Annotated in this window: 21 protein-coding genes; 11 read left to right on the top strand and 10 right to left on the bottom strand. The window is 56.2% G+C overall.

The features are described from left to right. Nucleotides 1-10 precede the first annotated feature (10 nt). The 3 genes from rhaD to rhaB form a co-directional block, all read right to left on the bottom strand. Entirely contained in the window at nucleotides 11-841 is an 831-nt protein-coding gene (gene rhaD / locus ACMWKA_RS20650; RefSeq protein ID WP_048972174.1) for a rhamnulose-1-phosphate aldolase, read from the bottom strand. A gap of 116 nt (nucleotides 842-957) precedes the next feature. After that, the gene (gene rhaA, locus ACMWKA_RS20645) at nucleotides 958-2217 is read right to left on the bottom strand and encodes an L-rhamnose isomerase (protein WP_414760559.1); all 1260 of its coding nucleotides are present in this window, start codon (nucleotides 2215-2217) and stop codon (nucleotides 958-960) included. Continuing rightward, a complete protein-coding gene (rhaB, locus tag ACMWKA_RS20640) occupies nucleotides 2214-3683 on the bottom strand; it encodes a rhamnulokinase (protein ID WP_252000468.1) in 1470 nt (489 codons plus the stop codon). Before rhaB ends, rhaA begins: the two co-directional genes overlap by 4 nt. Nucleotides 3684-3984: 301 nt before the next feature. Between rhaB and rhaS the strand changes: the two genes are divergently transcribed. After that, a complete protein-coding gene (gene rhaS, locus ACMWKA_RS20635; RefSeq protein ID WP_013099335.1) occupies nucleotides 3985-4821 on the top strand; it encodes an HTH-type transcriptional activator RhaS in 837 nt (278 codons plus the stop codon). Between the two features lie 73 nt (nucleotides 4822-4894). Then, complete coding sequence (gene rhaR, locus ACMWKA_RS20630) at nucleotides 4895-5743, top strand: HTH-type transcriptional activator RhaR (protein ID WP_013099334.1); 849 nt, start codon at nucleotides 4895-4897, stop codon at nucleotides 5741-5743. Here rhaR and rhaT read toward each other — a convergent pair whose 3' ends face one another. After that, entirely contained in the window at nucleotides 5744-6778 is a 1035-nt protein-coding gene (rhaT, locus tag ACMWKA_RS20625) for an L-rhamnose/proton symporter RhaT (protein WP_095908395.1), read from the bottom strand. Nucleotides 6779-7066: 288 nt separating this feature from the next. Here rhaT and sodA point away from each other — a divergent pair, with 288 nt between their 5' ends. Continuing rightward, entirely contained in the window at nucleotides 7067-7687 is a 621-nt protein-coding gene (gene sodA / locus ACMWKA_RS20620; RefSeq protein WP_003861999.1) for a superoxide dismutase [Mn], read from the top strand. A gap of 66 nt (nucleotides 7688-7753) precedes the next feature. Further along, nucleotides 7754-8428, top strand: a complete 675-nt coding sequence (gene yiiM, locus ACMWKA_RS20615; protein WP_013099332.1) for a 6-hydroxyaminopurine reductase — start codon at nucleotides 7754-7756, stop codon at nucleotides 8426-8428. A 98-nt stretch (nucleotides 8429-8526) separates the two neighbouring features. Here the strand turns inward: yiiM and cpxA are convergent, their stop codons facing one another. Continuing rightward, nucleotides 8527-9900: an envelope stress sensor histidine kinase CpxA gene (cpxA, locus tag ACMWKA_RS20610; RefSeq protein WP_013099331.1), complete on the bottom strand. Its 1374-nt coding sequence runs from the start codon at nucleotides 9898-9900 to the stop codon at nucleotides 8527-8529. Continuing rightward, nucleotides 9897-10595, bottom strand: coding sequence for an envelope stress response regulator transcription factor CpxR (gene cpxR / locus ACMWKA_RS20605; protein WP_003862004.1), 699 nt, complete (start codon nucleotides 10593-10595; stop codon nucleotides 9897-9899). Before cpxR ends, cpxA begins: the two co-directional genes overlap by 4 nt. 150 nt (nucleotides 10596-10745) lie before the next feature. On the opposite strand from cpxR, the gene cpxP reads away from it, so the two are divergent. The 6 genes from cpxP to ACMWKA_RS20575 all read left to right on the top strand — a co-directional run bounded on the left by cpxP (nucleotide 10746) and on the right by ACMWKA_RS20575 (nucleotide 16893). Further along, nucleotides 10746-11252, top strand: a complete 507-nt coding sequence (cpxP, locus tag ACMWKA_RS20600) for a cell-envelope stress modulator CpxP (protein WP_013099329.1) — start codon at nucleotides 10746-10748, stop codon at nucleotides 11250-11252. 153 nt (nucleotides 11253-11405) lie between these two features. Further along, nucleotides 11406-12299: a CDF family cation-efflux transporter FieF gene (fieF, locus tag ACMWKA_RS20595; RefSeq protein WP_414760558.1), complete on the top strand. Its 894-nt coding sequence runs from the start codon at nucleotides 11406-11408 to the stop codon at nucleotides 12297-12299. 174 nt (nucleotides 12300-12473) lie between these two features. Further along, nucleotides 12474-13436, top strand: a complete 963-nt coding sequence (gene pfkA, locus ACMWKA_RS20590) for a 6-phosphofructokinase (RefSeq protein WP_013099327.1) — start codon at nucleotides 12474-12476, stop codon at nucleotides 13434-13436. Nucleotides 13437-13671: 235 nt separating this feature from the next. Beyond that, nucleotides 13672-14661, top strand: a complete 990-nt coding sequence (locus ACMWKA_RS20585; RefSeq protein ID WP_013099326.1) for a sulfate ABC transporter substrate-binding protein — start codon at nucleotides 13672-13674, stop codon at nucleotides 14659-14661. Nucleotides 14662-14771: 110 nt separating this feature from the next. Continuing rightward, the gene (locus ACMWKA_RS20580) at nucleotides 14772-15515 is read left to right on the top strand and encodes a CDP-diacylglycerol diphosphatase (RefSeq protein WP_148790510.1); all 744 of its coding nucleotides are present in this window, start codon (nucleotides 14772-14774) and stop codon (nucleotides 15513-15515) included. A 73-nt stretch (nucleotides 15516-15588) separates the two neighbouring features. Then, a complete protein-coding gene (locus ACMWKA_RS20575) occupies nucleotides 15589-16893 on the top strand; it encodes an SLC13 family permease (RefSeq protein WP_013099324.1) in 1305 nt (434 codons plus the stop codon). A 47-nt stretch (nucleotides 16894-16940) separates the two neighbouring features. On the opposite strand, the gene tpiA is transcribed toward ACMWKA_RS20575, so the two are convergent. Further along, the gene (gene tpiA / locus ACMWKA_RS20570) at nucleotides 16941-17708 is read right to left on the bottom strand and encodes a triose-phosphate isomerase (RefSeq protein WP_003862019.1); all 768 of its coding nucleotides are present in this window, start codon (nucleotides 17706-17708) and stop codon (nucleotides 16941-16943) included. 111 nt (nucleotides 17709-17819) lie between these two features. Continuing rightward, nucleotides 17820-18416 carry a DUF1454 family protein gene (locus tag ACMWKA_RS20565; protein ID WP_248077295.1) on the bottom strand — a complete coding sequence of 199 codons (597 nt, stop codon included), beginning with the start codon at nucleotides 18414-18416 and terminating at the stop codon, nucleotides 17820-17822. 112 nt (nucleotides 18417-18528) lie between these two features. On the opposite strand from ACMWKA_RS20565, the gene ACMWKA_RS20560 reads away from it, so the two are divergent. Next, complete coding sequence (locus ACMWKA_RS20560; protein ID WP_020686904.1) at nucleotides 18529-18948, top strand: DUF805 domain-containing protein; 420 nt, start codon at nucleotides 18529-18531, stop codon at nucleotides 18946-18948. Here the strand turns inward: ACMWKA_RS20560 and fpr are convergent, their stop codons facing one another. Together fpr and glpX are read right to left on the bottom strand one after the other, a co-directional pair. Then, nucleotides 18949-19695: a ferredoxin--NADP(+) reductase gene (fpr, locus tag ACMWKA_RS20555; protein ID WP_013099320.1), complete on the bottom strand. Its 747-nt coding sequence runs from the start codon at nucleotides 19693-19695 to the stop codon at nucleotides 18949-18951. 96 nt (nucleotides 19696-19791) lie between these two features. Then, entirely contained in the window at nucleotides 19792-20802 is a 1011-nt protein-coding gene (glpX, locus tag ACMWKA_RS20550; protein ID WP_013099319.1) for a class II fructose-bisphosphatase, read from the bottom strand. Nucleotides 20803-20824: the final 22 nt, after the last annotated feature.

The raw sequence follows: 20824 nt of genomic DNA, 5'->3' as shown, positions 1-20824 counted from the left end.
CTGCGAGGGTTTATGCATATATTTCCAGCGCTGACCGGAGCGGGGTTACGCCGAAGCGCTTGCCGAGCGCAATAAGCTCTTCGCGGGTAATGGTTTGCTTCATACCGCCCATGGAATAAACCTTTACCAGCACTTCAGCGGATTTCTCGGCGGTGTCGATCAGGCCGAAGGTTTCATCAAGCGTAGGGCCGCTGCCGAAGACGCCGTGGAACGGCCACAGCACCAGCGAATGTTTTTGCATATCTCTGGCGGTCGCCTGGCCGATTTCGTCGGTGCCCGGTACCATCCACGGCAGAATGCCGACCCCGTCCGGGAAGACCACCAGACACTCGGTGCTGCCTTCCCACAGCTTGCGGGTGATGAAATCCGGGTTGTTTTCCAGCACATAGGTCAGGGCGATCAGGTTGGTGGCGTGGCAGTGCATGATCACGCGGTCTTTGCCGTCAGTCGCCCTGATGCGCTCGCAGTGGGAGAGGAAGTGTGCCGGCAGTTCAGACGTGGGTACCGCCTCATCGGTCAGGCCCCACAGGATGTGGTAGCCCGCGCCGTCGCTGTCCACTTTCACCACGCCAAGGTTGGCCTCTGGATCGAGCTGGACGTTACGGAAGAACTTGCCGGAACCGGTGACGATAAACGGCGTATTGGCGAGCAGCGGCATGGGCTGGCTCAGGGCAATATAGCGCGGCTTCTGGTGGAAATCGGCGGTGTAGGGTTCGATATCTGCGTCGTCCAGGCGCAGCGTCAGGTTGCCGCCGTTACGCTCGTCCCAGCCCTTCAGCCAGGCATCAGAGGTGGCTTTGATCATGCCCTGGACGAACCAGGAGGTGGTGATGGTCTGCATAGTTTTCTTTTCCAGTTATCGCGGTGAGGTGAAATCCCTCACCCCAGCCCTCTCCCACAGGGAGAGGGGGTAAAAGTTCCCTCTCCCTGTGGGAGAGGGTTAGGGTGAGGGCAAAATTACCCGCGCTGACTTAACACGTCTTTCTCATACGCCCGCACGTTTTCCAGCCACTGGCTGCCTGCCGGCGTGTCGTTACGCTGGCAGTACATCTCCCACACGGCCTGCCACGGCAGGGATTTCTGCTCTTCCAGTAGCGCCAGGCGCGCGGTGTAGTCACCGTTTGCTTCCAGCTGTTTCAGCGCTGCGGTTGGCTCCAGCAGCGCGCGCAGCAGGGCTTTTTTCATATTGCGGGTGCCGATCACCCATGCCGCGATGCGGTTGATAGAGGCATCGAAGAAGTCGAGGCCAATGTGCACGCGGTCAAACAGGTCATGACGGATGATTTCGCTGGCAATCGCCTGGGTTTCGTCATCCAGCAGCACCACGTGGTCGCTGTCCCAGCGCACCGGACGGCTGACGTGCAGCAGCAGGCGCGGCACGAAGAGCATGGCGGCGGAGATTTTGTCGGAGATCACTTCTGTGGGGTGGAAGTGACCGGCGTCCAGGCACAACGCGGTCTGGCGGCTGGTGGCGTAACCCATGTAGAACTCGTTCGAGCCGACGGTATAGCTCTCCGCGCCAATGCCGAACAGCTTGCTCTCCACCGCGTCGATGTGGTGCGCCGGGTTGAGTTTTTCGCTGATGGCCTCATCCAGCGCGGCCAGCAGGCGCTGACGCGGGGCGAGACGGTCGACGGTGATGTCTTTCATACCGTCCGGGATCCAGATGTTCATCACCGACGGCGTGCCAAGCTGCTCGCCAAACCAGGCCGAGACGCGGCGGCAGGCTTTAACATGGTCGATCCAGAACTGACGGATGTCGTCGTTGGCATGTGCAAGGGTAAACCCGTCTGCGCTCAGCGGGTGCGAGAAGCAGGACGGGTTAAAGTCCAGACCCAGTTTGTTGGCTTTGGCCCATTCCACCCAGTTTTTAAAGTGCTCCGGTTTGATCTCGTTACGCGCCACCGGCTCGTCGGACTCCAGATAGATCGCGTGCAGGTTCAGGCGTTTTGGCCCCGGGATCAGGCTCAGCGCCAGTTCCAGATCCGCACGCAGTTCGGTGGCGTTGCGCGCTTTGCCCGGGTAGTTACCCGTCGCCTGAATGCCACCCGTCAGAGAACCGCCCGGGTTCTCGAAGCCGGCGACGTCATCGCCCTGCCAGCAGTGCATGGAGACAGGCAGACGGTCGAGCTGGCGCAGCGCCGCGTCGACATCCACGCCGACGGCGGCGAAACGCTGTTTAGCCAGGTCCCAGGCTTGTTCAAGTTGAGTGGTCATGCGCAAAGCTCCTTAGTCAGTCGTTTTTGCTGAAACTGCGCCCGGTAGCGGGCAATTTCATGGCAGGGATTAGGGGGGAAGGTGGTCAGGCGGGTATTCGCGGTGACCACCGAACGGAATTCGTCGACGTCTGAAAGTTCGTCCAGAGTCATCAGTTGAATACCGATGTTGCCGAGCGTTGAGGCCTCCACCGGACCCGCCACCACGGTGATGCCGCAGGCATCGGCGCAGAGCTGGTTCAGCAGCTGGTTCTGGCAGCCGCCGCCCACGATATGCAGCTGGCTGAACGGTTTGCCGCGAAGGCTCGCCAGCTCGCTCAGAACATCCGCGTAGAGCAGGGCCAGGCTGTCAAAAATGCAGCGCGCCAGCTCGGCAGGACGGGAAGGCACCGGCTGACCGGCTTCGAAACAGGCGGCCTGGATTTCGGCGCTCATATGCACCGGGTTAATAAAGCGGTCGTCGTTCGGGTTGATCAGGAACGTACAGGCCTTCAGCTTTTCGGTCTCTGCGATAAGCGCAGGCAGGTCGGCAATGTGTTGCTCTTTCAGCATCCTCTGGAGCAGCCAGAGCCCCATGATGTTCTTCAGCACGCGGTAGCGGCCTTCGGCACCGCCTTCGTTAGTGATGTTTGCTGCCATCGCGGCGTCGCTGGTGTACGGCGTTTTGCTCTCAAAGCCCATCAGCGACCAGGTGCCGGAAGAGAGATAGGCCGCGTCTTTACCGGCCAACGGAGATGCAATCACCGCGCTGGCGGTGTCGTGACTGGCGACGGCGACCACCGGGATTTCATTCCCCTGCGGGCAAATCCAGTAACCGATCACGTTACCCGGATGGGTCGGCGTGCCGAACCAGGACGGTGAGGCGCCGGTCCAGGCCAGCAGGGTTTCATCCCAGCTGTCGGTGTTGATATTGACCAGCTGCGTGGTGGTGGCGTTGGTGTATTCCCAGTTCATGTTGCCGGTCAGCCGGTAGCTTAAGTAATCCGGGATCAGCAGCGTGTGCGCCACCTTTTTGACCAGCTCCGGCTGCTGCTCAACCAGCGCGCGCAGTTGATACAGGGTGTTAAAGGACAGAAACTGAATGCCGCTGCGGCCATAGATGTTGTCCTTGCCAAGCTGCGCGATGGCCTGTGCCATCAGCCCGTCGGTGCGGCTGTCGCGATACGAGACGGGCAGGCCGACGCGTTCGCCGTGGCTGTCGAGCAGAACGTAGTCCACCCCCCAGGTATCAATGCCAATGCTGTCGATGCGAATGCCGTCGTTGCAGACGTTGTTCAGCCCGGTGCGGATCTCCGCTTCCAGGGCATCAATATCCCAGGTATCAAAACCGTCCTGTTTTTGCAGGCAGTTGGCGAAACGGTGCATTTCGCGAAGCGTAAGTGTGCGCTTGCCGCAGTCCCAGGTGGCGAGCATTACGCGGCCGCTGGATGCGCCTAAATCGACAGCCACACAATGGCGAAAAGTCATGGTCAGGTCCCTTCTTAAGTCATTGGTGTTGAGTGTAAAAAAGGGAAGAAAAGACCACCTTCTCGTCACTGACAGCCCGAATCTCGCGCTGGCAAGAAAGCAAAGATGAACGTGAGGGAGTTCACAATTTCCAGTCAGGGCGGGGTTTTCGGGCAATGTGACGCTGACCGCATTTCCCGATTTTTCCGTCTATTTCTTGAAAAATGGACAGCTTTTGCGACGTTTGCTGTCAAAAATTTAAGGTGAGTGTGGAAGGCCTTAATTACTATTTTGAGAACTTTTCTCATTGGTGGGGGCCGTTATGACCGTACTGCACAGCGTCGATTTTTTCCCGTCGGGAACGTCTCCGGTCGCGATTGAGCCACGGCTCCCGCAGGCTGCGTTTCCTGAACATCATCATGATTTTCATGAAATTGTTATTGTCGAGCATGGGACAGGCATTCACGTCTTTAACGGTCAGCCGTACACCATCAGCGGCGGTATGGTGTGCTTCGTGCGCGATCACGACAGGCATTTGTATGAACACACCGACAACCTGTGTCTGACCAACGTGCTCTATCGTTCGCCGGACGCGTTCCAGTTTCTGTCGGGGTTGAACAAGCTCCTGCCTCAGGAGCAGGATGGGCACTACCCGTCTCACTGGCGGGTGAATCAGTCCACGTTGCAGCAGGTGCGCCAGCTGGTGAATCAACTGGAGCAGAGCGAGGACGGGCAGGAGACCCATGCCATTGCCACCCGCGAGCTGCTGTTTATGCAGCTGCTGGTGCTGCTGCGTCGCAGCTCTCTGGTGGAAGGGCTGGCAAATAACGACGCGCGGCTGAACCAGCTGATGGCCTGGCTGGAGGACCATTTCGCCGAGGATGTGTGCTGGGAAACGCTGGCGGATGATTTTTCGCTGTCGTTACGCACGCTTCATCGTCAGCTCAAGCAACACACCGGGCTGACGCCCCAGCGCTACCTCAATCGTCTGCGCCTGATTAAAGCGCGTCATCTTTTACGTCATACCGATGAAAGCGTCACGGATATCGCCTATCGCTGCGGTTTCGGCGACAGTAATCACTTTTCGACCCTTTTTCGCCGCGAGTTTAGCTGGTCGCCGCGCGATATCCGTCAGGGGAAGGATGCTTCACTACAGTAACGCGAAGGCAATCACCGTTTTATTGCCGCAAAAAGGCTAATAATGTCCGGTTATTCACCGTAGAGGTTGTGGTGTGGCCGCTCAGTTAATTCTTCGCAAAGATGATTTTTTTGCCTCCGCGAGTCAGGCCGTCGCGGTGGCCGACCGCTACCCGCAAAATGTCTTTGCCGAGCATACCCATGAATTTTGCGAGCTGGTGCTAGTGTGGCGCGGCAACGGCTTACACATCCTCAATGACAGGCCCTACCGCATTACGCGTGGCGATCTGTTTTACATTCGCGCCGAAGACAAACACGCCTACGCCTCGGTTAACGATCTGGTGTTGCAGAACGTGATCTACTGCCCGGACAGGCTCAAACTGAACGTCGACTGGGCGGCCCATATCCCCGGTTTTCTCAATGCCAGAGGCGAACCCCACTGGCGCTTGAGCAGCAGCGGCATGGCACAGGTGCGCCAGACGATCTCCCAGCTGGAGCAGGAGAGCCAGAAGCACGATCCGGTGGCAAACCCGATGGCGGAACTGCTGTTCGCCCAGCTGGTCATGACTCTCAAACGCCATCGTTACGCTACCGATAACCCCTCCGCGACCGTTCAGGAAGCACTGCTGGACAAGCTGATCGCCCGGCTTGCGGGCAGCCTGAACAAAAGTTTTGTGCTGGAAAAATTCTGCGAGCAGGAGCAGTGCAGCGAGCGCGCGCTGCGCCAGCAGTTCCGCACCCAGACGGGGATGACGGTGAACCACTACCTGCGCCAGTTGCGCATCTGCCACGCCCAGTATCTGTTGCAGCATACGGAGCTGATGGTCAGTGAGGTGGCGATGCGCTGCGGGTTTGAGGACAGTAATTACTTTTCGGTGGTGTTTAACCGCGAGGTGGGGATGACGCCGGTTCAGTGGCGTCATCGCAGTCGAAAGGCAGCGTAATCAGTTCGCCATGCCGAGGCCGACAATGTTAGCGGCAATGATGATCACCACGCAGCCCAGGCTCAGGACGCCCACCGGACGACGCCCGGCGTTATTCCACTCCTTCAGTACCAGCCCAACCAGTCCGCCGCACAGTACGTAGAAGCTCATGTGCAGCATCCAGCTTATGTAGTCGTACTGCGGTGGAATGCTGGCGTGGCCCCAGGCGTAGAAAAAGAACTGCAGATACCACATGAGGCCGCCCAGCATCGACAGCAGCACATTGGTGAGGATTAAAGATTTTGCCAGTGAGAAATCGGCTTTTACCGACAGATCCTTCACTTTTGCCAGACGAATGAAGCAGAAGCCGAGGTTTACCAGCGCGCCGCCGCCCATGATCACCACGTAGCTTGGCAGCGCCACGTACAGCGGGTCGACGCCCAGCGCGGCGGCCGCTTCGTGCATAGGTTTTGCGGCGTTCATGGCGAACGACATGCCCGCCGAGAAGATGCCGCACATCACTGCCAGCAGCAGCCCTTTCTTCAGGTTAAAGTCCTCGGCTTTGATGCCCATCTTGCGCTCTTTCAGCTGACCCGCACGGGTGACGATACCCACGCCGATCACCGCGACAAGCACGCCCAGCAGCGTCATCTGCCCGCCTTTGGTGTTGAGCAACACATCGACATTGCCGTTAAGAATGGGCGTCATCAGCGTGCCGACGATCAGGGTAATGCCAATTGCGATGCCGATACCCATCGACATCCCGAGGTAGCGCATGGTCAGGCCATAGTTGATGTTGCCGATGCCCCACATCGCACCGAACAGAAACACCGGCAGCAGGGTGGAGGCACTGAAGGAGGTGAAGTAGCCCCAAAAATCCGGGAGCAGCATGGCGCTAATGGTCCAGGGCAAAATCAGCCACGAGACGGTACCGCCAACCGACCACATGGTTTCCCACGACCACCCTTTCACCTTTTTGAACGGGGCATAGAAACAGGCTGCACTGGCTGCGCCTATCAAATGCCAGAAGATACCCATCGTAATCGCATGATTCATTTTTACGTCCTCATCGTTTTTATAGCCGGTGGCTTCCCCCCGACTTGATGAGTGTAAAAATTAGGCGGTTCAGGAACCTTCAGAAGGTTGCCGTACTTTGGTTCTGGATGGCAATCAGCACGTTAACCGGGTGAGCAGACTCACAATTTTGTCATTTGGCAAAACCTGAATAACCTTATAAAAACTACGGCATTGATAATCATTTTCAATATCATTTAATTAACTATAATGAACCAACTGCTTACGCGGCATTAACAGCTGTGCCGCCCGACACTAATGGAGAGGATTATGAGTTATACACTGCCATCCCTGCCGTATGCCTATGACGCACTGGAACCGCATTTCGACAAGCAGACGATGGAAATCCATCACACTAAACACCACCAGACCTATGTGAACAACGCGAATGCTGCGCTGGAAAGCCTGCCAGAGTTCGCTAACCTGCCTGTTGAAGAGCTGATCACCAAACTGGACCAGCTGCCAGCGGACAAGAAAACCGTACTGCGTAACAACGCGGGCGGCCACGCTAACCACAGCCTGTTCTGGAAAGGCCTGAAAACCGGTACCACCCTGCAGGGCGACCTGAAAGCGGCTATCGAGCGCGACTTCGGTTCTGTTGATAACTTCAAAGCGGAATTCGAAAAAGCGGCTGCGACCCGTTTCGGCTCCGGCTGGGCGTGGCTGGTTCTGAAAGGTGACAAACTGGCGGTCGTTTCTACCGCAAACCAGGACTCCCCGCTGATGGGTGAAGCGATCTCTGGCGCATCTGGTTTCCCAATTCTGGGTCTGGACGTGTGGGAACACGCTTACTACCTGAAGTTCCAGAACCGTCGCCCGGACTACATCAAAGCCTTCTGGGATGTGGTGAACTGGGACGAAGCTGCAGCGCGTTTCGCCGCGAAAAAATAAGGTTGCATTGACGCCTGTGAGAAGCGAGTCTGTTGACTCGCTTTTTTTGTATCTGAAGGAGTAGAGATGCATTACCCGGTGAATGTGTTTACAGGCAAGGTAAGGGAATACGACGGCAGCCGCCCGAGCGCCATCGCCAAAGTGCAGGTCGACGGAGAGCTGACGTTAACCGAGCTCGGGCTTGCGGGCGACGAGCAGGCCGAGAAGAAAATCCACGGCGGGCCCGAACGCGCGCTGTGCCACTATCCGCGCGAGCATTATCAATACTGGATAACCGAATTCCCTGAACAGGCGGACCTGTTCGTCGCCCCCGCGTTCGGTGAGAATCTCTCCACCGAAGGGCTGACGGAGAAGAACGTCTTCATTGGTGATATTTTCCGCTGGGGTGATGCCCTGATTCAGGTAACGCAACCGCGCTCGCCATGCTTCAAGCTTAACTTCCATTTCGGCATTAACGACATGTCCGCACGGCTGCAGAGCGCGGGTAAAACCGGCTGGTTGTACCGGGTGGTGCTGGCGGGGCAGGTGTCTGCGGATGCGCCGCTGGAGCTGGTGTCGCGCCTGAGCGATGTGTCGGTGTATGACGCTTGTGCCATTGCCTGGCATATGCCGTTTGATGACGAGCAATATCATCGGCTGTTGTCGGCGGCAGGGTTATCCACCAGCTGGACAAGAACGATGCAGAAACGCCGCACTAGTCGGCAGATTGAGGATAATTCGCGGAGATTGTGGGGGAAATAGTGCCCCTCACCCCGGCCCTCTCCCCAAAGGGGCGAGGGTGAAAAAACCGCACCGAGCAGTCCCCTCTCCCCTTTGGGGAGAGGGTTAGGGTGAGGGGATTACGCGCGCTTATACAACGGTAGCCACAGCGTTAACCGCAGCCCACCCAACGGACTGTCGTCGGCTTTCACCCAGCCGCGATGCTGCTGCATAGCGGTTTCAACAATCGCCAGACCCAGCCCGGTACCGCCAGATTCACGGTCCCGCGCCTCGTCGGTGCGGTAGAACGGACGGAAAATCTGCTCGCGATCTTCCGGGCTTACGCCAGGACCATCGTCATCCACAATGATGGTGATACCGTCTTTATCCACCGAGAAGGCCACCTCAATCTTCGTATGCGAGTAGCGCAGGGCGTTACGCACGATATTCTCCAGCGCGCTCTCCAGCGTGTTTGGGTTACCGTACAGCGGCCATGGCCCCGGCGGGAAGTTGACGGTGAACGATTTACCCATCTGTTCCGCTTCGAACGCCGCGTTGTCTAACACTTCATGCCACAGCTGATTGGCTTTCACCGTTTCGCTCACCAGCGCGTTTTTCTGCTGATTGCGCGACATCACCAGCAGATCGTTGATCATGCTGTCCAGACGCTGGGCTTCGGTTTCGATACGTTCCAGCTCTTTGCTCTCACCGCTGCGGCGACGCAGCAGTGCGGTGCCCAGCTGGAGTCGCGTGAGCGGCGTACGCAGTTCGTGCGAGATATCCGACAGCAGCCGCTGCTGCGTGGTCATCATGCGCTCAAGAGCGGTGATCATCTGGTTGAAACTGGCCCCGGCGGCAAGAAACTCCTGCGGTCCGGCTTCCAGCTCAGGGTGCTGTCGCAGGTTACCCTGCGCCACTTCGTCGGCGGCGTTTTTCAGCTTACGCGCCGGTTTTGCCAGGCTCCACGCCAGCCAAAGCAACAGCGGTGAACTGACCAGCATCGTCACAATCAGCAGCAGAAGCGGACGGTCAAACAGTAGGTTGATAAAATCGGACTGGGAATTGCTCGCCGGGCGAATCAAATAAAGCTGGTAGTTATCTTCCCCATCCCTGACTGAGAAAGGGCCCACCATCTCAACCCGACCATATTTTTTCTTCTGCGGATGATCGGCGTTATCCGCCTGGCCAATAAAGTTGCGGATGATCTGCATTTCATTGCGATCCGCGCCAATCACGCGGCCTTCGCTGGTCACCAGCAGCAGGCGTTGTCCGGGAGGTGCCCATTTGTCGATAGCGCGAAACAGTCTGCGCCACCACATCAAATCGTTTGGCGGATCGTTTGCCAGCTCGGCTTCTACGTGCTGCTCGATCATCACGCCCTGACGTTGCTCGCTGTCGAGAAGCTCCGTCATCTGGCGTGAGTCGAGTTTTGGCAACATCAAAACCAGCATTAAAACCAGTGCCAGCGTCAGCCAGAAGATGGCGAAGATGCGGGCGGTTAAGCTTCCTATCATGAAGCGGAAACCATCAGATAGCCGCGACCACGCAGGGTTTTAAACCACGGATGACCGTCTTTACGCTCCGGCAGTTTGCGGCGCAGGTTCGAGATATGCATATCGATGGCGCGGTCAAACGGCGTGAGGCGTTTACCCAGCACTTCCTGGCTTAAGTGTTCACGCGATACCACCTGGCCGAGGTGCTGCGCCAGCAGATACAGCAGCGTGAACTCGGTACCGGTCAGCTCCAGCGTTTCACCGTCAAAGCTCGCTTCCTGACGACCCGGATTGAGGCTCAGGGAGTCCACTTCCAGCGTCGGTGAACTGTTGTCAGTATTCTGCTGCTGTTCGCTCCAGTGGGAACGACGCAGGATAGCGCGAATACGGGCGACCAGTTCGCGGTCGTTGAACGGCTTCGGTAGATAGTCATCCGCACCCAGCTCAAGGCCGAGTACACGGTCTAGTTCGCTGCCGCGTGCGGTCAGCATGATAACGGGGGTCTGGTGTGTCTGGCGAAGCTCTTTCAGCGTATCAATGCCGTTTTTCTTCGGCATCATGACGTCGAGCAAAAGTAGATCGATGCTGTCGTCAAGGAGACTCAGCGCCTGCTCGCCATCATGGGCGACCAGAACGTTGAAACCTTCCATGTCGAGCAACTCCTTTAAAAGAGATGTGAGCTCTCGGTCATCATCAACTAACAGGATTTTATTCATTGTTTAAATACCTCCGAGGCAGAAATTACGACATCAAGGCTATCTAATCCATGACTTTACGTTGTTTTACACCCCCTGACGCATGTTTGCAGCCTGAATCGTAGACTGTCTCTCGTTGAATCGCGACATGAAAGATTTTGGGAGCAAGTGATGCGCAAAGTTACCGCTGCCGTCATGGCCTCAACGCTGGCGTTCAGTGCGTTTAGCCAGGCCGCTGTAGCTATCATCGGCGATAACGCGTCCTCACAAGAGGGCATCGCGCAGCACAGCAGCCAAAGCCATATGTTTGACGGCATAAGTTTAACCGAACATCAGCGTCAACAGATGCGAGATCTGATGCAGAGGGCACGACACGATCAGCCCCCTGTTAATGTTAGCGAAATGGAGACAATGCATCGCCTTGTCACCGCAGAAAATTTTGACGAAAACGCTGTACGTGCTCAGGCAGAAAAAATGGCACAGGAGCAGGTTGCCCGCCAGGTAGAGATGGCGAAGGTTCGCAACCAGATGTTCCACCTGTTGTCGCCCGAGCAGCAAGCGGTTTTGAACCAGAAACATCAGCAACGTATGGACCAATTGCGTAAGGTTGCACGGATGCAGCGAAGCTCAGAAACGACGCTTTTCAGTAGCAATAGCAGTACCCGTAGTAACCAGTAAACCCTGTTTTCCTTGCCATAGACACCATCCCTGTCTTCCCCCACATGATGTGGGGGTTTTTTTTGCCCTTCATTCTGATGTGTTAACCGTTTATTCATCCTTTGACTCCGTAACCTTCCGTTATACTAGCGGCATGGCATGACAGGAGTATTTATGAATCAATCCTATGGAAGACTGGTCAGCCGGGCCGCCATTGCCGCGACGGTGGTGGCCTCAAGCTTACTGGTCATCAAAATATTCGCGTGGTGGTACACGGGCTCGGTCAGTATTCTGGCGGCGCTGGTGGACTCGTTGATGGATATTGCCGCCTCGCTGACCAACCTGCTGGTGGTGCGTTACTCGCTGCAACCGGCGGATGAAGAGCACACCTTCGGGCACGGCAAAGCCGAATCGCTGGCGGCGCTGGCGCAAAGTATGTTTATTTCCGGCTCTGCGCTGTTTCTGTTTTTAACCGGCATTCAGCATCTTGTTTCGCCATCACCCATGAACGATCCCGGCGTGGGCGTGGTGGTGACTGTGGCTGCACTTATATGCACCCTTGTTCTTGTAACGTTCCAGCGCTGGGTGGTTCGAAAAACGCAAAGTCAGGCTGTACGGGCGGATATGCTTCATTATCAGTCTGATGTTATGATGAATGGCGCTATTCTTATTGCGCTCGGTCTGGCCTGGTATGGCTGGCATCGGGCCGATGCGTTATTTGCGTTAGGGATTGGCATCTATATTTTATACAGCGCTTTGCGGATGGGGTATGACGCGGTGCAATCGCTTCTTGACCGTGCGCTCCCCGACGCAGAACGCGATGAAATTTATACTATCGTGACCTCCAGGCCGGGTGTCAGTGGTGCTCACGATCTTCGTACGCGGCAGTCAGGGCCGACCCGCTTTATTCAGATTCACATAGAAATGGAAGACAACCTGCCATTGGTTCAGGCTCACGTTATTGCTGAGCAGGTGGAGCAGGCAATTTTGCAGCGTTTTCCTGGGTCAGACGTCATTATTCACCAGGATCCCTGCTCGGTTGTACCCGGTTATGTTGGGCTTTCGTAATTCGTTGTAAAAAAGTGAGCCAGGCCAGCATTTTGTGTATAAATTACCGCCATTTGGTCTGACCTGAATCAATTCAGCTGGAAGTGGTTGATATACTATTTGCAGTATTCGTTGGTCGACAAGTTTCTTCCGGCAACAGATTTCAATTTTGCATTCCTAAGTTCAGAGGTAGTCATGATTAAGAAAATCGGTGTGTTGACAAGCGGCGGTGATGCGCCGGGCATGAACGCGGCAATTCGTGGGGTTGTTCGTGCAGCGCTGACGGAAGGTCTGGAAGTTTTTGGTATCTATGATGGTTATCTGGGTCTGTATGAAGACCGTATGGTTCAGCTCGACCGTTACAGCGTATCTGACATGATCAACCGCGGTGGTACTTTCCTCGGTTCTGCGCGCTTCCCGGAATTCCGCGACGAACACGTGCGTGAAGTGGCTATCGAGAACATGAAAAAACGCGGCCTCGACGCACTGGTTGTTATCGGTGGTGATGGTTCGTACATGGGTGCAAAACGTCTGACTGAAATGGGCTTCCCGTGCATCGGTCTGCCCGGCACCATCGACAACGACATCAAAGGTACTGACTACACCATCGGTTACTTCACCGCCCTGGGTACCGTTGTGGAAGCGATTGACCGTCTGCGTGACACCTCTTCTTCTCACCAGCGTATCTCCATCGTTGAAGTGATGGGCCGTTACTGTGGTGACCTGACCCTGGCTGCGGCTATCGCGGGCGGTTGTGAGTTCGTCGTGGTTCCGGAAGTGGAATTCAGCCGTGAAGATCTGGTTGCAGAAATCAAAGCCGGTATCGCCAAAGGTAAGAAACACGCCATCGTTGCGATCACAGAGCATATCTGTGACGTTGATGAGCTGGCGAAGTACATCGAAGCAGAAACCAAACGCGAAACCCGCGCGACCGTTCTGGGTCACATCCAGCGTGGTGGTTCCCCGGGTCCATACGACCGTATCCTGGCTTCCCGCATGGGTGCGTACGCCATTGAACTGCTGCTGCAGGGTCACGGCGGTCGTTGCGTCGGTATTCAGAACGAAAAACTGGTTCACCATGACATCATCGACGCCATCGAAAACATGAAGCGTCCGTTCAAAGGTGACTGGCTGGACTGCGCGAAAAAACTGTACTGATCGGTGTTTGTATTGTGCCGGGTGGCGGCAAGGTAAATGCAAAACGGTAACCCCAGGGTTACCGTTTTTTATGGTTGCGCCCTCTCCCGTGGGAGAGGGTTGGGGTGAGGGCATCAGGCCACTCATCCACTTTTTTATTCCTCAAAGTTATAGCCAATCTTTTTTTATTCTTTAATCATCAATTCCGTTTCTGGCACGCTGCATTCATCAAAACACTACACATGAGAGCTGGGCGATGAATAAATGGGGCGTGGGTTTAACATTATTGCTGGCATCGACCAGCGTTCTGGCTAAGGACATCCAGTTACTGAACGTGTCATACGACCCGACGCGTGAGCTGTACGAGCAGTACAACAAAGCCTTTGCGGCACACTGGAAACAGGAAACGGGCGACAACGTGGTGGTTCGCCAGTCTCATGGCGGCTCTGGTAAGCAGGCGACCTCCGTCATCAACGGCATTGAAGCGGATGTGGTGACTCTGGCGCTGGCCTACGATGTGGACGCAATTGCCGAACGTGGCCGCATCGACAAAAACTGGATCAAACGCCTGCCGGATAACTCCGCGCCATATACTTCGACCATCGTTTTCCTGGTGCGTAAAGGCAACCCGAAACAGATCCATGACTGGAACGACCTGGTTAAACCTGGCGTATCGGTCATCACGCCGAACCCGAAAAGCTCCGGCGGCGCACGCTGGAATTACCTGGCAGCCTGGGGCTATGCCCTGCATCACAACAATGGCGATCAGGCCAAGGCTCAGGAGTTCGTCAAAGCGCTGTATAAAAACGTTGAAGTGCTCGACTCCGGCGCGCGTGGCGCCACCAACACCTTCGTAGAGCGCGGCATTGGCGATGTGCTGATTGCCTGGGAAAACGAAGCCCTGCTGGCGACCAACGAGCTGGGTAAAGACAAATTCGAGATCGTAACCCCGAGCGAATCTATCCTCGCGGAGCCGACCGTTTCTGTGGTGGATAAAGTGGTCGATAAGAAAGGGACCAAAGCGGTGGCGGAAGCCTACCTGAAGTATCTCTATTCGCCAGAAGGCCAGGAAATTGCGGCGAAGAACTTCTATCGACCACGCGATCCGGCGGTTGCGAAGAAATACGACAGCGTATTCCCGAAACTGAAGCTCTTCACCATTGATGATGAGTTTGGCGGCTGGACAAAAGCCCAGAAAGACCACTTCTCTAACGGCGGTACATTCGATCAGATCAGCAAACGCTAGGCTTTTGTAACGAACGACACGGTGACCCGGTGTGAGAAATCCGCCGGGTTTTTTATTTGGTCATCATTTTGCGTTACTCTTTGGCCTCTACTGAAAACAGGGAACGCATTGTGAAAAAAATTATCTTACTGATTCTGATTGTTATCGCCTTTGCCGCGGGTGGCGTGTACTGGATGAAAGCAGGTAATCCGAATGCGTTGCGTCACATCGTGCTGGACCAGTGTGTGCCGAATCAGATCCAGTACCGCAATCCGGCGCCGTGTGCACAGGTGAAACCTGACGCGGGCTATGTGGTGTTCAAGGATCGCAACGGTCCGCTGCAGTACTTATTGATGCCCACCTACCGCATCAACGGTACCGAAAGCCCGCTTCTGACAAAGCCTCAAACACCGAACTTTTTCTGGCTGGCATGGCAGGCCCGTAGCTTTATGAGCATGAAGCACGGATCTGAGGTGCCGGACAGCGCCATTTCATTGACCATCAACTCACCCACGGGCCGCACGCAAAATCATTTCCATATCCACATCTCCTGCCTGCGCCCGGACGTGCGCGAGAAGCTCAATGCCGCGCAGGGTCAAATCAGCACCCAATGGCTGCCCCTTCCCGGTGGACTGGAAGGACATGAATATCTCGCCCGCCGGGTGACGGAGAACGAGCTGGTGCAGCGGAGTCCGTTTATGATGCTGGCGGAAGAGCTGCCGGAAGCGCGTGACCATATGGGGCGCTTCGCGCTGGCGATGGCCCAGCAGTCGGATGGCTCGTTTGTGTTGCTGGCAACCGAACGTAATCTGCTGATGCTTAACCGCGCGTCGGCTGAGGAATTGCAGGATCATCAATGCGATATCCTGAAGTGACCCCACCATAAATAGCGTTTACTCGTCCTGCCTGTCGCCGTAGACTTGCTGAAAAAAACGACAGGAGACAGGCATGTCGCTCTGGTTAACCCACCCTCTGTTTGTGCCCTCAGCGATCGTCGGCGTCACCATTGTGTTATGGGCGACGTCGCTATTGCCGGAATTCATTACCGCGCTGCTGTTCTTCACGGCAGCGATGACCGCCAGAATTGCCCCGCCGGAGGTCATTTTTGGCGGCTTTGCCTCGTCTGCCTTCTGGCTGGTGTTCAGCGGCTTTGTGCTTGGTGTGGCAATCCGGAAAACCGGTCTGGCTGACAGGGCTGCACGGGCGCTCTCCGCCCGGCTTACCGACTCCTGGGTGCTAATGGTGGCCAGTGTGGTTCTGCTGAGCTATGCCCTGGCGTTTGTGATGCCGTCGAACATGGGGCGTATCGCGCTGCTGATGCCCATCGTGGCCGCGATGGCAAAACGTGCCGGTATTGCCGACGGGTCGCGCGCCTGGTTTGGCCTGGCGCTGGCCGTTGGTTTCGGCACCTTCCAGCTTTCGGCCACCATCCTGCCTGCCAACGTTCCCAATCTGGTGATGAGCGGCGCGGCAGAGGGATCATACGGTATTCATCTGAACTACGTGCCTTATCTGCTGCTGCACACGCCCGTGCTCGGTATTCTCAAAGGGTTGATTCTGATTGGTTTAATCTGCTGGTTATTCCCCGGTAGCCCGAAGCCGCCCAGGGATCTGGCGCCCGCTGAACCGATGGGGCGAGATGAAAAACGCCTTGCCTGGCTGCTGGCGGTGGTATTGGGAATGTGGGTGACGGAGAGCTGGCACGGTGTGGGGCCGGCATGGACCGGACTTGCGGCATCGGTCATTGTGATGCTGCCACGCGTAGGTTTTATCACCGGAGAAGAGTTCTCGGCGGGGGTGAATATGCGCACCTGTATTTATGTGGCAGGCATCCTCGGTTTGGCCATTGTGGTGACGCAAACCGGTATCGGTCCGGCGGTGGGGGAGGCGTTGCTGAAGATAATGCCGCTGGACGCCGACAGACCGTTCACCAGTTTCCTGGCGCTGACTGGGATCACCACGGCACTGAACTTTATTATGACGGCTAACGGTGTTCCGGCGCTCTACACCACGCTGGCGCAGAATTTTTCAGAGGCGACGGGCTTTCCGCTATTGTCTGTCATCATGATTCAGGTGCTGGGCTATTCCACGCCGCTGCTGCCGTATCAGGCGTCGCCGATAGTGGTGGCGATGGGCTTAGGAAAGGTGCCTGCAAGGGCGGGGATGGTGCTCTGTCTGGCGCTGGCAATTGCCACGTATCTGGTGCTGCTGCCGCTGGATTATCTGTGGTTTAGCGTTTTAGGTCGTTTGTAGCGATTTTGTAGGGCGGGTAAGCGCAAGCGCCACCCGCCACAACAGCATTACGCCTGTTTAGCCGCTTCTGCCGCTTTAACGATCACCGCGAAAGCGTCAGCTTTCAGGGATGCACCGCCAACCAGCGCGCCATCGATGTCTGGCTGGGTGAACAGTTCTGCCGCGTTAGAGGCATTTACGGAACCGCCGTACTGGATGATGACCTGCTCTGCCACTTTCGCGTCGGCTTTCGCAATGTGGTCACGGATGAATTTGTGAACCGCCTGAGCCTGCGCTGGGGTTGCAGATTTGCCGGTACCGATCGCCCAGACTGGCTCGTAAGCGATAACCGCGCCTTCGAATGCTGCCGCGCCCTGCGTCTTCAGCACAGCGTCGATCTGACGTGCGCACACTTCTTCCGTTTTGCCTGCTTCGTTTTCTGCTTCGGTTTCACCGATGCACAGAACCGGGATCAGACCCTGCTCTTTCAGCACCGCAAATTTCTTCGCGATGAACTCGTCGGATTCTTTGTGGTAGGTGCGACGCTCAGAGTGGCCGATGATGATGTATTTGGCGCCGATATCTTTCAGCATTTCAGCGGAGGTTTCACCGGTGAATGCGCCAGACAGGTTAACGTCAACGTTCTGTGCGCCCAGAATGATGTGGCTGCCGTCAGCGGCACGTTTAGCCAGATCCAGGTACATATCCGGCGGAGCGATAGCAACCGCGCAGCCAGTCACGCCAGCCAGCTCTTTACGCAGGTTCGCAACCAGTTCGTTTACCATGTGGCGGCTGCCGTTCAGTTTCCAGTTACCCATCACTAAAGGATGTCGCATTTCAATTCTCCACGCTAAATAAGCGAATTAAGGAATATGGCCACCCTGACGGGCAGCATGGTCTGTGAATCAGTATAGAGATTTTCCCTCGAAAGGCTTTGCTTTTTGTCATTAATTCGCCCCTCCGAGTGTGTCAGATAGTGCCAGCTTAATCGGTTCAACAGCGAAGGTCAGGCCTTTTTCGCCGTTATCCGCCACCACATAGCGCACCGCGCCTTCGGTTTCGGTGTAATAGCGCTTGTTTTTAGCGGCAACCAGCAGTTTTTGCAGCTTTTGTTGGCTCTGTTTTTTCGTCAGTGCGGGCGTAAAAGCCTGCAGCACCGCGCTCATGTACTCCAGCGCCTTCGCCTTCGCGGCTTTCTGCTCTGGCCCCTGAATCGGCAGCCAGGTGATCTGCATACTTTTGATTTTTAGCGTACCGCGCTCCAGCGCAGTGGAAGCGTACAAGTTTTCGTTAATCTTGCTGGCGGCACGGGTCAGGTTTGGAGTATCGCGTGCGCCATCAATGGCGCGAAATTCATCCAGCGGCAGCGTTGGATTGGTTTTGTTAAACGTTTCACGAAACTGACTGATGGACTGATCGAACGATGGCGCACCCGCCAGAAGGTAGGGCGCGGTTGTCGGAGCAGGGGGTTCGGCGGCGTGCAGGGGGAGACCGGCGCTCAGCATCGCGAAACACAGGAAAAGAAGGTGTGCCGAATTTTTCATCAACATTGTCCCTGGCCGTAAGTGCTCATGATTAAATCGATATCTGGTCGGCTTGTCAAAAGGTCACAACTCCAGGGTAAAATGCGCACGATATGATAATAAGGAACCTTACATGACCATACAGCAGTGGTTGTTTTCATTCAAAGGGCGTATTGGACGCCGTGATTTCTGGATCTGGATGGCGACGTGGATTATCGCCATGCTGCTTCTGTTTTTTGTGGCCTATAACGCATGGCTGAGCACGCAAACCGCGGCGTTTGCGCTGGTTTGTTTATTGTGGCCAACCGCGGCCGTGGTGGTGAAACGCCTGCACGATCGCGGTCGTTCCGGTGCATGGGCTTTTCTGATTATTCTGGCGTGGATGCTGGTCGCCGGGAACTGGTCAATACTTCCGTCCATCCTCCCCTGGGTGGTGGGCAGACTGCTACCGACCATTATCTTTGTGATGATGGTTATCGATCTGGGTGCGTTCATCGGCACCCAGAGCGAAAACAAATACGGTAAAGACACCCTTGAGGTGAAATACCGCTGATCACCAGTAGTGTTCGGCGGTCATATGACCCGGTCGGCGGCGAAGGTGTTTCGTCATCTGCCGGGTATCTTTCAGAAGCTGCTGAGTGTCCCGTACCATCTGCGGGTTACCACACAGCATCACGTGGCTGGTTTCGGCACGCATCGGCAAGCCAACGGCCTCTTCCAGGGCTCCACTCTCAATTAATGCCGGCACGCGGCCGGTCAGCGAACCTGCTGCCGTTTCGCGGCTTACCACGGTCTGGATTTTCAGCTTTCCGGCATACTGCCGCTCCAGCTCCTGCATCTGCGGCAGATAGCTTAAGTCTGCGGCGTAACGCGCGGCATGCACCAGCACGATGTTTTTAAACCGCTCCAGGTCTTTGCCGTACTGCAGAATGGAGAGATAGGGGCCGATGGCCGTGCCGGTTGCCAGCATCCACAGGGTTTCGCAGTCCGGAATTTCGTCCAGCACGAAGAAACCTGCTGCGTCACTCACAATCTGGACATCATCACCGGGTTTAAGCGCCGCCAGGCGCGGGCTGAGTTTGCCGTCCGGGACGGTAACCAGATAGAACTCGAGATCCGGATTATCGGGCGCGTTGACGTACGAGTAAGCGCGCTGCACGCGTTCGCCGTCGATATCCAGCCCCAGTTTGGCAAACTGTCCGGCCGTAAACGGATGGATGGGGGCGTGCACGGTGAGACTAAATAGCGCATCGGTCCAGAATTTTATCTTAGTGACTTTACCTGTTACCCAGTCCGCCATGATCTTCTCCTGTGCTGTTTCTCGGATCTATCTTCCGTATTTGTGATGAAGATATCCAGCCCATTCGGGCCGGAAAGCTCTATCGATCAAACGGTTTTACAGAATGTGCGTCTGTACGTCCGGGTCTTTACGGTCGAGATAGTGAATTGACTGAATGCGACGAATGGTGCGCGATTTGCCGCGGATCAGCAGCGTTTCCGTGGTCGCCATGTTGCCTTTGCGGGTGATGCCATCCAGCAGATCGCCTTTGGTGATGCCGGTCGCGGAGAAAACAACGTTGTCGCTGCGGGCCATTTCGTGAAGTGCGAGGACTTTATTGGCTTCGATACCCATTGCCTCACAGCGCGCCAGCTCATCTTCGCCAATGCGGCGATTCTCTTCGTTGTCGCCTTTGACCTCATGACGAGGCAGCAGGCGGGCCTGCATGTCGCCATCCAGCGCGCGAATCACCGCAGCAGAGACCACGCCTTCCGGCGCGCCGCCAATACCGTACAGGACATCCACTTCACTGTCTGGCATGCAGGTCAGAATGGAGGCCGCCACGTCGCCATCCGGGATGGCAAACACGCGTACGCCCAGCTTTTGCATCTGTGCGATGGTAGCGTCGTGACGCGGTTTCGCCAGAATGGTGACGGTGAGTTCGCTTAGCGGTTTGTTCAGCGCGCTGGCGACATTACGCAGGTTCTCTTCCAGCGGCAGGCTGAGGTCGATGGCGCCTTTCGCGCCAGGACCGACAATCAGCTTTTCCATGTACATATCCGGTGCGTTGAGGAAGCAGCCTTTATCACCCACGGCCAGCACGGCCAGCGCGTTGGCCTGACCCATCGCCGTCATGCGTGTGCCTTCGATCGGGTCGACGGCGATATCCACGGCATCGCCTTTGCCGGTACCCACTTTTTCACCGATGTAGAGCATTGGCGCTTCGTCGATCTCGCCTTCGCCGATCACAATAGTGCCGTCAATATTGACCTGATTGAGGACAATGCGCATGGCATGGACAGCCGCACCGTCGGCGGTATTTTTGTCGCCACGGCCAAGCCATTTATAGCCTGCCAGGGCAGCGGCTTCGGTAACGCGGGAAAACTCGATAGCAAGTTCACGTTTCATGAGGTACTCGTGCAATCAAAAG

Source organism: Enterobacter sp. 03-F-07-AD-ECC (assembly GCF_047530935.1).
Lineage (GTDB): Bacteria > Pseudomonadota > Gammaproteobacteria > Enterobacterales > Enterobacteriaceae > Enterobacter > Enterobacter cloacae.
The sequence above is the reverse complement of the archived record's forward strand: the minus strand, read 5'-3'. Positions and strand labels throughout refer to the sequence as shown.